Source organism: Arenibacter lacus, assembly GCF_008711145.1.
Lineage (GTDB): Bacteria > Bacteroidota > Bacteroidia > Flavobacteriales > Flavobacteriaceae > Arenibacter > Arenibacter amylolyticus.
This window is the reverse complement of the sequence record NZ_VVIN01000042.1, coordinates 20,578-32,484: the sequence shown is the minus strand read 5'-3', so window position 1 is coordinate 32,484 and position 11,907 is coordinate 20,578. Positions and strand designations below refer to the sequence as shown.

The window sequence follows — 11,907 nt, the reverse complement described above, 5'->3', positions numbered from 1 at the left end:
TTATGGGCGCGATCATCACCCAAGGGCCTTTAGTATCTGGATGGCAGGAGGGGGCATTAAACCCGGACTTACCTATGGGAAGACCGATGAATTTGGATACAACGTGATAGAGAACCCCGTGCATATCAACGATTTCCATGCCACCATGATGCATGTGATGGGCCTAGATCATGAACAGTTGGTCTACAAGCACCAAGGTCGTAGGTTCCGTTTAACCGATGTTGCGGGTAATGTCGTAAAAGATCTTTTAATATAATTTAATGGCGCACTCTTCAAAAAATAAATGGGTAGACTATGTTGTTTTAGGCCTTTCGGTATTCCTTATTTTCTGCCTCTTATTTGAATCGTACATCGTACTTCCAAGCCTAGTTTCTTGGATGGGAAGATGGCATCCCTTAGTGCTCCATTTCCCTATTGTTCTTTTATTGATGGCCCTATTTTTGGGGTTAACAGGAAAGAAAGTACCTTATCAATTATTGACGGTTGCAGTGCTCTCCGCTCTTTTAACGGCGATTTCCGGATTCTTTCTAGGCAAGGAGGTCGCGGTAAAAGGAGACTTGTTATTTAGGCATCAATGGTTGGGTGCAGGGGTTGCTTTGTTAGCAGCCCTATGGTATGCCCTTACACAGGTGCAGCTGAGTAATAATATATATACCAAAGGCTTGCAAGTAGTATTGGTAGGGCTTGTTGTTGCCACAGGGCATTATGGAGGTATGGTGACCCATGGGGAAGGGTTTTTAGCGCTGCCCACCAAAAAAAGACCCATAAAAATCCCTGAAAACCCCATTATCTATACGGATGTTGTTACCCGAATTTTGGAGAATAAATGTGTTAGCTGTCATAACCCCAACAAGCGGAAAGGAGAACTGGTGATGACGAGTCTTGCAGCGCTGCTTAAAGGAGGGGAAAGCGGAAATACCCTGGTTCCTGGGTTGCCTGAAGAGAGCGAGCTTATTAGGCGACTCCATCTACCGATGCAAGATGAAGAACACATGCCGCCGGAAGGGAAAACCCCTTTAACGCAAGATGAAATTGGAATACTAGAACGCTGGATATCCCTTGGCGCCTCGGACACGCTCCGATTGGCCGAAATTAAAAGGACCGATCCACTAGTGGGATATGTAGAGAAAATGATGCAGCCAGACCTCACGGAAAAATGGATAAAGTTGCCAATGGTGCAGGACAGTACCCTTCAAAACCTGGCCTCTAATTATATCACCATTCACAGGATAAGCAGTAATTCCAAGGGTTTGAGTGTCTCCGTTTATTTACCGCCGGAGTATGACCCAAAAGCTATTACGGACCTACAACGGATTTCAAAAAATATCATTGAATTGGATCTGAGTGGTATCCCCCTTGGGAATAAGGAACTAGATTTTGTTGCCCTGTGTGATAACTTAGAGTGGTTAGAAATTGATCGTACGCCTATAACGGATGCTGAATTCACTAAGTTGCGAGGCCTTACCCAGCTTAAAATGCTAAAAGCGTATAGTACAAGCATTAGCGATGAGAGTATTTCGGTGTTAAAGGCGCTAAAAGAACTTAAAACTCTCTATGTATGGGACACACAACTGTCGGCTTCCGGTCTTGCCCAATTAAAAGAATCTTTGCCCAACTTAGAAATAAATGTGGGCAGTAATGCTGAATTAAAAGCTGAAGTGGCTAAGAATGGGAATAATCTTTAGTTTATTCCCGAGTAGGAATTGTTATGGGTAGGTTTTACTGTTTTTAAGGCAAAAAGATACCTCTGAAAGACAATTATTAATGCCAGAAGAATGGTAGTATTAGGATAAGTAGGGATAGATAACCTTACGAATTAACCTAAGTCCCAAATCGTAATTAAGGGTCAAACTTACAACCTCTTGTTGCCGCCCAATCCTATAAATGCATATAAAAGCATCTTGTATCGCTCACCCAATTTACTTCTTAACACGCCAAAAGCCTTTGTAATTTGAGCTTCAACAGCTTTTATTGAGATATTTAGATGTTGGGCTATTTCCTTATTGGTGAGGCCTTCTTTTTTGCTGAGAATGAAAATTTCCCTGCATTTTGGGGGTAGTTTGTCAATTTCAGCGTTCATGATCTTGATCATTCGCGCTAAGTCATTCTCATTGGTTTCCTCTACTACCTCCGTTAGGGCCTCTACATATTTGTTTTGTAAAATCATGTTGGCTTTATGCTGCTGGTAGTGATTTACAAAGGCGTTGTAAACGGATTTATACAGAAAGCTCTGAAGCGATAAATCTGGATTCAATGTTTTTCGAGATCTCCAAGTGTTTAAAAATACATTTTGAACAATATCCTGTGCAGTATCTGCATCCCCAGATAATGTTAGCGCATAGGCATAGAGTCTTCTCTGGTAGGTGTCCAACAACGTCATATACGCTTTTTCATTTCCATGAATAAGCTGTTCGGTTAAATCTTCATTATCAATTTTCCTCATAGATTGGTTGGTATCTGGCAAGTAAATCTATAAATAATTATATGAATTAAAAAAAAATCATAAAAAAGGTAGGGTATTGCAAATCTGCTCTGTATTACTATAAAGAACAATACAAAATGATTCCTCAAGAAGTAGAACATCTTATTATAAAATTCCTTTCTAAATCGGCAAGCGCTGAGGAGTTGGATAGGCTGAATACCTGGATTCAGGATGCAGATAATGAGGATGTTTTTAAAGAATATGTAAAAACTCATTTCGCCACTACCTTGGCTATGAACAATCCCGATCTAAAGGAGGTGAGAACAAATCTGCTAAAGGAGATAAGAAGTGAAACAAATAAAAGTAGGACTAGGTTTAAATCTGTCTTTAAATATGCCGCCATGGCAATTTTATTCATTGGCCTAGGCTATTTTATACAGAATGAATTGACAGGGGCTGATACTAAAGAAAATATAGCGCCAAAAATAGATGCTATAACCCTACAGCTCGGGAATGGAGAAATTAAAGTAATCTCGGGAGAAGGGACCTTAGAAGTATTGAGTGAAGAAGGGACTGTATTAGGAGTGCAGAAAGGGCAGAAATTGGTCTATGAAGAACAAGGGACCCGTGAGGAAGTAAGTTATAATACCCTAAGGGTTCCCAAGGGGAAACAGTTTTATATTGAATTGGCAGACGGCACAGAAGTACACCTAAATGCAGAAAGTTCCTTAAAATACCCTACTACCTTTTTAGCTGGTGAAGAGCGAAAAGTCTTTTTAACCGGAGAAGCATTTATGGAGGTGGCTCATGATCCCAATATCCCCTTTGTGGTTAATACGGGGCAGTTAGACGTAAAGGTTTATGGCACCAGTTTTAATATTGCCAACTACCCGGAGGACGAGTCAACCGAAGTAGTTCTTGTTGATGGTTCGGTGAGTCTAAGAGGTACATCCAATTCCCAGGAGGTAAAAGAGGAGGTGTTTTTAGAACCAGGTTTCAAAGGAAATTTTGATAAGGAGGTAGGCTCGGTGGTAAAGGAGAAAGTAAATACCTCGCTATACACCTCATGGAAAAGTGGAAATCTAGTATTTAGGGACCTTTCCTTCGATAAAATCATACAAAAGCTAGAGCGGAGTTACAATGTGGTAATCATCAATAACAATAAAGCTTTGGCCAAGGAAACCTTTAATGCCACTATTGAAACACAACATGAAACCATTGAACAAGTGCTCAACTACTTTAATAAAGTATATGAGATAGATTATATCATCGTAGAAAATAAAATAGTAATTAAATAATGATAAAGCCCATGAAATGAGCAGTTTAATGTAAACCGAAGCACATATAGCTATATGTGAAAGTATAAGAAATCATGGAAATAAAACGGGAAATGCTGGAACATTCCCCGCTTTGAAAACGTGATTAATTTAAATATAACCACTAACAAACACCTAAAGTTATGCAAAAACCACCAATATCGAGGGGGAATTTCCCTTGGTGCTTAAATTTTAAAGTAAAAATGAGGTTGTCACTTCTATTTTTATTAACTCTATCCTTCGCAATGCAGGCAAATTCGACCTATTCGCAGCAAACCAAAATATCCTTGGATATGGAGGCTGCCACCATAGCGGCTGTGATGGATGAAATTGAATCGAAGACCGAATTTAAATTTTTCTTCAATACCAAGACGGTCGACCTAAAGAAACGGGTAAAAATAAATGTAAAACAGGCGTCTGTAGAAGAGGTGCTGAAGCAGCTTTTTAAAGGGATGCATATTTCCTTTGAAGTAGATGATAGGAAAATCCTCTTAAAAAAACAGCCAGTAAGCCTTAAGGATGTATCCGATAATCCTTCCCATGGGCTAGTTGAGATGCAACTTCAGGTTACGGGAACGGTGTCCGATGATCAGGGGCAGCCCCTTCCAGGTGCTAGTATCGTAGAAAAAGGGACTACCAATGGGACGCAGACCGATTTTGATGGGAATTTTAATTTAGAAGTTGCCAGTGAAAATTCGGTTTTGGTAGTTTCTTATATTGGGTTTTCTACCAAGGAAATTCCGGTAACCGATGGAACAATCCTTACTATAACCTTGGAAGAAAGTGCAGCGGGATTGGATGAGGTGGTCTTAGTAGGGTATGGTACTCAGCGTAGAAGTGATGTAACTGGATCGGTTGCCAGTATAAAAAGCGATCAATTGAGTAAAGCCCCCATCGGTCAGGTAAGTAATTCATTGCAAGGCTTGGCTAGTGGAATGGAAATTGTTTCTGATGGAGGTTCTCCTGGTGCATCACCAGTGATTCAAATTAGAGGAACAGGAAGTATCAACTCTTCAAACCCACTTATAGTAATTGATGGGGTACCATCGGGCCAACTCTCGGATATAAATCCGAACGACATTGAGCAAATTGAAGTGTTAAAGGATGCTTCCTCCGCTGCTATATATGGAACTCGGGCTGCAAATGGAGTGATTCTGGTAACCACCAAATCCGGGAGACTTAATACAGATACCAAGATTAATCTTAATGTTTATTCAGGAATCTCAGAAGTTAGTAATAAGCTAAACCTATTAAAGGCTAATGACTTAGTTATGCTTAAAAAGGAACGCTACGCAAATGATGGCATTACACCCAATGAATTCTGGAACAATAACTACTACACAGTTAATAGAACTGACTGGCAAAATAGTTTATTTCAAACAGGACATTTTCAAAATGTTGACCTTGGAATTTCTGGAGGGAACGAAAGATCATCCTATCTAACAAGTATGGGATACTATAATGAGGAAGGAATAATTTTAAGCTCTAAATTTGAAAGATTATCCGCTAGATTCAATTCTACTCACCGCCTTTCTGATCGACTTAAAATAAATCAAAACTTTCAGTACAGCTATAAGAATTGGTATAACCCCAATACTAGTTCTGTTTATTCTGGGGTTTTATGGCAAGCGCTGAGATTTAACCCGGCTATTCCCTCCATTGATGAGAATGGTGTTTGGGGGTCAGCAGCTGCTAACAATGAATTGGGAGACATTAATAATCCGGTTTATGAGTTAACTACAGAGGATCATACAAAGAGAAACCATAATCTTTTAACTTCACTGTCTTTGGAATATAAGGTTTCGGATGATCTAATACTCAAAGGAAATGTAGGTTTAGATGGAAATCTATACAAGGCAAAGGATTTCTTTCCAAGTGTAACCGAACAGATGAGGCGTAGAAACGATGCTGAATTAAGCATTACGCAAGAATCTAATTACACCCTACTAGGGGAAGCGTATTTAAATTATTCCAAATATGTTGGAAATCACAACTTTGAAATTGTTGCGGGAGTATCCTCTCAAAGTAGTAAGGGAGCGTATCAATATACTTCTAAACGCGGTTTTGGTGATGAGACATTAAATCAAATAGTTTTCGATAATGGCGCAACTATGAATTCGATAACAGGTAATTTTAATGTTCCTGAAAAATTAGCCTCTGTGTTTGGCCGTGTTAATTACGCATATCAAAATAAATACTTATTAACCGCTACTTTACGCTCAGATGGTTCTTCAAAATTTGCAAAAGGGAATCAATGGGGATATTTCCCGGGATTTTCAGTGGGTTGGAAGCTTTCAGAGGAAGAATTTCTTAATGAAGTTGATTTTTTGAGTGATTTAAAAGTTAAAGGAGGATGGGGAAAATTGGGAAATCAAGAAGTTGCCGATTTACAATACTTAACCCTTATTCAACGTAATATAGACTACGGAAATAAGTATACGTTCGGAACAGAAAAAGTTGGTGGTGCCTTAATAACAAGTTTGGGAAACCCAATGATTACCTGGGAAAAAACTGCGATGACCAATATCGGGCTTGAGTCCTCTTTTTTTAATCATGCGCTCTTTACAAATATAACATGGTTTGATAAGCGAACTACGGATATGTTGATTCCTTCTGTGATGATGGGCTCTATCGGTAGGGCAACTATTCCAGATTATAATATAGGAGAACTAAGAAACTGGGGATGGGAGATTGAAGTTGGATACCGTAAAACCTATCCATCGTCTTTATCTTATAATGTTGGTATGAATCTAACCTTAATTAAAAATGAGGTTTCCAAGTTGTACGGGAATAACAATTATATAAGTTCAGTTTTCTACGGGAGACAGTCCCAAGAGATTTCTAGGACCTATGAATCTATGCCTCTTGCCTCATTTTTCGGATGGAAGACAGATGGGATTTATCAGAATCAAGCGGAAGTATCGTCGGATCCAAACATTTCAAATGATCCCCGCAGAGATGATATAACTCCAGGAGATGTACGATTCTTGGATATTAATGCTGATGGTGTTATAGATGAAAAAGATCGTACCTATTTAGGGGATCCCAATCCCAATGCTATCGTAGGATTGCAGTTAGGGGTGGATTACAAAAAGTTTTCACTATCGGCCAATTTCGTTGGTAATTTTGGTGCTGAGCTCTATAACGCCGATCGTATGCAAGGCCTAGATCCCACATATTCCTATAATATGTACGAGGAAACTTTAAATAGATGGCATGGTGAAGGTACCAGCAACAGTATTCCTAAAATGAGTACGCAAAGGACAAATCTAAATCACAGAACGTCCGATTTATTTATTGAGAGTGGAGATTTTGTAAAGTTGAAAACATTAACACTGGGTTACCAAATAACACCAAAGAATAGCATATTGTTCGATGACTTATCAGTCTATATAATGGCCGAAAACTTATTTACGATTACTGGTTATTCTGGATATAACCCGGAAATTGGATACTCGGACGGAAACCTACAAAGGGGAGTGGACTACGCAAACTACCCATTTAGTAGAAAACTTAGCTTGGGCTTTAGATTCACCTTTTAAAAAGAAAAAATGAAAAAATATATAACAATACTAATGTTACTACCAGTTTTCATAATGATTTTATCATGTGAAGAAGTGCTGGAAATTGATGTTAAAGGAGTCTACACGGAAGAAAACTATTTTACCAACGAAAAGGCCGTCGTAGATGCTGTAACAGGTTTATATGGTATCTTAATTACAGAAGATTTTGTGGCACATGCAGATTACACTTGGGATATTTGTTCTGATGATGTTTACCGTGCCGGAGATCATTCTGAAGATGAGGCCATTGAGACCTTTACTTTTGATGCTTCCAATCCTCAAATTAACCAAGGATGGAAATGGAAGTATGAAATGATTTCGAGGGCAAATAATATTCTGTTAAATGTAAAGCAGATGGAGAATATATCCTCCGATATAAAAAATAGAAGTTTAGGGGAGGCTTATTTTTTTAGAGCCTTTGCTAATTGGTGGCTATATCTTCCATATGGAGAATTCCCATTAATAATGGAAGAAGATGTGGTGTCGGCAAATTATAATAAGCCTAAATCCTCTGTAGAAGAAGTTTTAGCTCACATTGAAAACGATCTGAAAGAGGCAGCTAATCTGCTTCCAGAAATTGCATCAGCTAGTAGAGTAAATAAAGGTTCGGCCTATGCTTATTTAACCCAATTATACATGCATTGGTCTTCCTACCCAGGTAATGAGGATAAGTTAGACCTAGCTATTGAAAATGGAGAAAAGGTAGTTGGAAATAACAATTATCAGCTAAGTGCAAATTTCCAGGATAATTTCAGACAAAAAACCACGGCTACGCCAGAAATGTTACTGTATGTAGCATCTTCTAGCGATTGGCGAAATAGCGCTACAATCTATTATTTTAGTCCGCGCCATTTAGGAGGGTGGAATTTCTTTCACCCAATGAAAAGTCTATTTGATGAATTTGGAGCGGATAAAAGACGAGAGGCCACCTTGTGGGCTGATGGAGATGAAATAGATCTTGGAAATAGCACCATAGTGTATGATGGTAATACTTCTGAAACTGGATATCATTTTAATAAATACACCACCTTTACGGCTGATGGTAAATTAAATTTTGATTTGCTTATACCCTTAATGAGAAGTAGCGATGTTTATCTATTGGTTGCTGAGGCTAAAATAAGGAAGAATGGTATTGGGGCTGGTGATAGCGAAATTAATATGGTAAGGGAAAGAGCTGGAGCCGAACCCTTAATCAATGCAGGTAAAGATGACCTAATAAAAGAACGCAGATTAGAGCTGGCTGGAGAGAATAGAAGGTTTTTTGATTTGGTTAGGTGGGACCGTTTAGGTTGGGTGAATATTGCCGAATTATTAAGCAATCCAGATGCTGTTCATCATGCAGATTTTAATAGGATTGATTTTGAAAGCCCAAAAAACTACTTTTTTCCATTACCTCAAGTGGAAATTGATAAAAGTAATGGTGTATTAAACCAAAATGAAAATTATTAAAATTCTGAAGATAGGAATTACAAAAACCTTTAGCAACAATAGATACCGCAAGGATTCGCAATCCATTGGAATGTTTAATACATCACTCCCCAAAGATTGTGGATAGGCTTGTTATATGATGCGTTTAAGGATGTTAGAAGAACAAAAATTATACGATAAATGTGTTTTACCTAGTAGGATACATTTATCGTTCTTCTATATTCCAATTCTAGGCTTTGTTCCTATTTGGTATCGTAAATTAAAACTGAAATGAAAGAAACTATATTAAAATTTAACCTCTTGGTAATCGTATTTGCCTTTTGCTTATGTCCTTTATATGGGCAAAAAATTAAAGAAGATGCACAAAGTGAATATCGTTTAATAGCGCATAGGGGAGGGGTTGTAGATAGTAATACCGCCGAAAATAGTATAGAAGCATTGAAAAAAGCTTCCAACTCTGGATATTGGATGGTCGAAATTGATTTGAGGCTTACTAAGGACAGTGTATTGATTATCCATCACGACTCAAATTTTAAAAGGTACTTTGGGGTAGATCTAGCTGTTTCGGAAATGGAATGGGAGGAAATCAAAGAGTTGAACGGCGTATTTGGAAATAAGGTACTATCGTTTGAAGAAGCGCTAAAATTCTGCCAAGAAAACAACCTACAAGTGATGGTCGATAATAAAATAAGAGGGAAGGATGATCGATTATTTGGTAGCGTAGTGGAGCTATTAGAGAAATATGAACTTTTAGAAAATGCCCTGATGATCGGAACAGAAGAATCTACACCATTCTTTACAGGGAAAGTAAAATTAAGCTGTACCCGCCAACAGTTAGAAGAAAATATGTTGAAGTCTGATTTTAATTCAAATAATTATTATTTGTTTTCCGGGAATATTTCCAAAGAAGATGTGGAATGGACTAAAAGTCATGGGATTTTAACCGTTGGTGTAGTTAATGAGTGGACCTTTAAAGAAGAGTCTGTGATGGAAAAAGCCCAAGAAGGAGCAGATCGGCTGAAAGAGGCGGGAGTAAAGCATTTTCAAATTGATTCTATGTTCGAATCCTTTTTTAGGTAGATTAAATAATAACAGAAACTATCCCATAAACTTGGGAGCCTAAAGCAATAGGGGAAGGCTACAAGTGTATTTAAAAGGCTTATAGCTTATTTAATTCTATGGGGCGAAAACCTACTTGGGACCAAGTGGAGTAGGGGGGCTATTAGGCTAGGTATGCACGACATATAAAATTAACCGTTGGTGTTCCCTTGATTGATTAAAGAAATCTCTTACGATTCTGTTAATCAGATTAAATTTGCTAAGTTAGGCGCTTAAAATTCCCATGGAATGTTATTTAAGACCATTGGCACTAAACATAAGCACAAGATCATGATATATAAAACTACCATTTTCCTATTTCTGTTTTTAACATTATTCTCTTGTAAAACTGCAACGGATAAAGATGAAATCCCCGCAAAGGCAAAGAATGTGATTCTTTTGATAGGAGATGGTACTGGTTTGTCACAGATATCAGCCGCTTTTTATTTTAAAGATACCAGTCCAAATTTTGCACGATTTAACTCAATAGGACTTATTAACACCGCTTCATCACGACAAAATATTACGGATTCTGCAGCAGGTGCAACAGCATTTGCCTCAGGAATAAAGACGTATAATGGGGCCATTGGTGTGGCTAATGATGCGAGTGAAGTAAAAACTTTGGTTGAGATTGTATCGCCGAAAAACATTAAAACTGGTGTGATTGCCACGTCATCGATACAACATGCTACTCCCGCGAGTTTCTATGCTCACGTAATAAACAGGGGACTCTATGAAGATATTGCGGTGGATATGGTCCATTCTGATATTGATTTTTTTGCAGGAGGTGGTAGAAAGTTTTTTAATAAACGAAAAGATGGGCAGAATTTATTGGGGGACCTAGAAGCAAAAGGTTTTGGAATAGATACTTTGGCGCTAGGTAACTTTGAAGAAGTTAAGCAATATTCAAAAATGGCCTATATATTGGCCGAAGATAGTATGGATCCTGTAGCGAAAGGTCGTGGTGACTTTTTACCTAAAGCAACCGAATTAGGAATACAATTCCTTAATAAGGATGAAGAACATTCTAATTTTTTCATCATGATAGAAGGTTCTCAGATAGATTGGGGAGGTCATGCCAATGATGCGGACTATCTTATTTCAGAGCTAATTGATTTTGACGACGCCATAGGTGTGGCCTTGGATTTTGCCGAGAAAGATGGGAATACATTAGTACTAGTAACGGGGGATCACGAAACCGGAGGATTTACCCTATCATCAACTCCTAAGCAAACTGAAGAAGGCAAATCTTATAGTGATTACAATGAAATTACGGGGACTTTTTCTACCACTGGGCATTCGGCAACATTAATCCCTGTGTTTGCTTATGGCCCCGGATCTGAAGCATTTTCTGGAGTCTATGAAAATACTGAAATTTTTCACAAGATAATGGAAGCCACTAATTGGAGTAATAGGGATTAAAATCTTTTGCATAAACACAACAATTGATCTTGATCCCCGCTTCTTTGAAGTAAACTTCGGAAGGTTTCTATGAATAAGGGATTCACTTCGTGCATCCCAGATGGGTATCCTGGGCAATCATAGAAACCATCACCCGCTACGCGTATTCCGTTTTTTGTTTCCCTCCGCTTCTTAGAAGTAAACTTCGGAAGTTTTTAAGAATAAGGGATTCACTTCGTGCATCCCAGATGGGGAATCCATTACAATCATGGAAACCATAACAAGCTATCGCTTGTTGTTTTTTTGTTTTCCTCCGCTTCTTTGAAGTAAACTTCGGAAGCTACAGAAAACAAAAAACCCATAACTCTCGTTATGGGTTTCCTTTTGCGGAGAAAGAGGAACTGCAACTTAAACTGTAAGTAGTTGGTAAACAGTAGTTTACGGTTAGGGTAATTTTCCTACTCACCGAATCCCGCCCTTTCTCGCTAAAACCACTTGTAACGTGCTGATTTTTAACATGTTGCAGTGATGAGTTTTGAGGGCTAAATCAAGGTGCAAAAGATTTTCCCAAATTATTGTAATTGAACTTGACTGAAAGTTAGAAACCGGGTTTAACAAATATTTAACTGAGTTGACTCCGGGGGTTCGAAAGTTTGACTCCGAGGGTTCGAAAGCATAC

8 protein-coding genes are annotated in these 11,907 nt (G+C 38.4%); 7 read left to right on the top strand and 1 reads right to left on the bottom strand.

The window, feature by feature from the left end:
• Positions 1 to 256 (top strand): DUF1501 domain-containing protein (locus F1E73_RS12215; RefSeq protein ID WP_150452054.1); only part of this gene is annotated, 256 nt, incomplete at its 5' end.
• Positions 257 to 260: 4 nt separating this feature from the next.
• Positions 261 to 1,685 (top strand): c-type cytochrome domain-containing protein, encoded by a 1,425-nt coding sequence (locus F1E73_RS12210; RefSeq protein WP_150452053.1) that lies wholly within the window; start codon positions 261 to 263, stop codon positions 1,683 to 1,685.
• A 167-nt stretch (positions 1,686 to 1,852) separates the two neighbouring features.
• Here F1E73_RS12210 and F1E73_RS12205 read toward each other — a convergent pair whose 3' ends face one another.
• A complete protein-coding gene (locus tag F1E73_RS12205) occupies positions 1,853 to 2,443 on the bottom strand; it encodes an RNA polymerase sigma factor (RefSeq protein WP_150452052.1) in 591 nt (196 codons plus the stop codon).
• A 116-nt stretch (positions 2,444 to 2,559) separates the two neighbouring features.
• Here F1E73_RS12205 and F1E73_RS12200 point away from each other — a divergent pair, with 116 nt between their 5' ends.
• From F1E73_RS12200 to F1E73_RS12180, 5 genes are all read left to right on the top strand, one after another.
• Positions 2,560 to 3,720: a FecR family protein gene (locus F1E73_RS12200; protein WP_150452051.1), complete on the top strand. Its 1,161-nt coding sequence runs from the start codon at positions 2,560 to 2,562 to the stop codon at positions 3,718 to 3,720.
• A 263-nt stretch (positions 3,721 to 3,983) separates the two neighbouring features.
• Positions 3,984 to 7,280: a TonB-dependent receptor gene (locus tag F1E73_RS12195; RefSeq protein ID WP_191089015.1), complete on the top strand. Its 3,297-nt coding sequence runs from the start codon at positions 3,984 to 3,986 to the stop codon at positions 7,278 to 7,280.
• Positions 7,281 to 7,289: 9 nt separating this feature from the next.
• Positions 7,290 to 8,750 (top strand): RagB/SusD family nutrient uptake outer membrane protein, encoded by a 1,461-nt coding sequence (locus F1E73_RS12190; protein ID WP_086476952.1) that lies wholly within the window; start codon positions 7,290 to 7,292, stop codon positions 8,748 to 8,750.
• Positions 8,751 to 8,999: 249 nt separating this feature from the next.
• Complete coding sequence (locus F1E73_RS12185; RefSeq protein WP_150452049.1) at positions 9,000 to 9,809, top strand: glycerophosphodiester phosphodiesterase; 810 nt, start codon at positions 9,000 to 9,002, stop codon at positions 9,807 to 9,809.
• Positions 9,810 to 10,076: 267 nt separating this feature from the next.
• Positions 10,077 to 11,249 (top strand): alkaline phosphatase, encoded by a 1,173-nt coding sequence (locus F1E73_RS12180; protein ID WP_223883421.1) that lies wholly within the window; start codon positions 10,077 to 10,079, stop codon positions 11,247 to 11,249.
• Positions 11,250 to 11,907: the final 658 nt, after the last annotated feature.

Bases quoted from the DNA above. Each gene is read 5' to 3' on its own strand.
- F1E73_RS12195 (WP_191089015.1), top strand. From the start codon at position 3,984: ATGCAGGCAAATTCGACCTATTCGCAGCAAACCAAAATATCCTTGGAT.
- F1E73_RS12185 (WP_150452049.1), top strand. From the start codon at position 9,000: ATGAAAGAAACTATATTAAAATTTAACCTCTTGGTAATCGTATTTGCC.
- F1E73_RS12205 (WP_150452052.1), bottom strand. From the start codon at position 2,443: ATGAGGAAAATTGATAATGAAGATTTAACCGAACAGCTTATTCATGGA.
- F1E73_RS12200 (WP_150452051.1), top strand. From the start codon at position 2,560: ATGATTCCTCAAGAAGTAGAACATCTTATTATAAAATTCCTTTCTAAA.
- F1E73_RS12190 (WP_086476952.1), top strand. From the start codon at position 7,290: ATGAAAAAATATATAACAATACTAATGTTACTACCAGTTTTCATAATG.
- F1E73_RS12180 (WP_223883421.1), top strand. From the start codon at position 10,077: ATGTTATTTAAGACCATTGGCACTAAACATAAGCACAAGATCATGATA.
- F1E73_RS12210 (WP_150452053.1), top strand. From the start codon at position 261: ATGGCGCACTCTTCAAAAAATAAATGGGTAGACTATGTTGTTTTAGGC.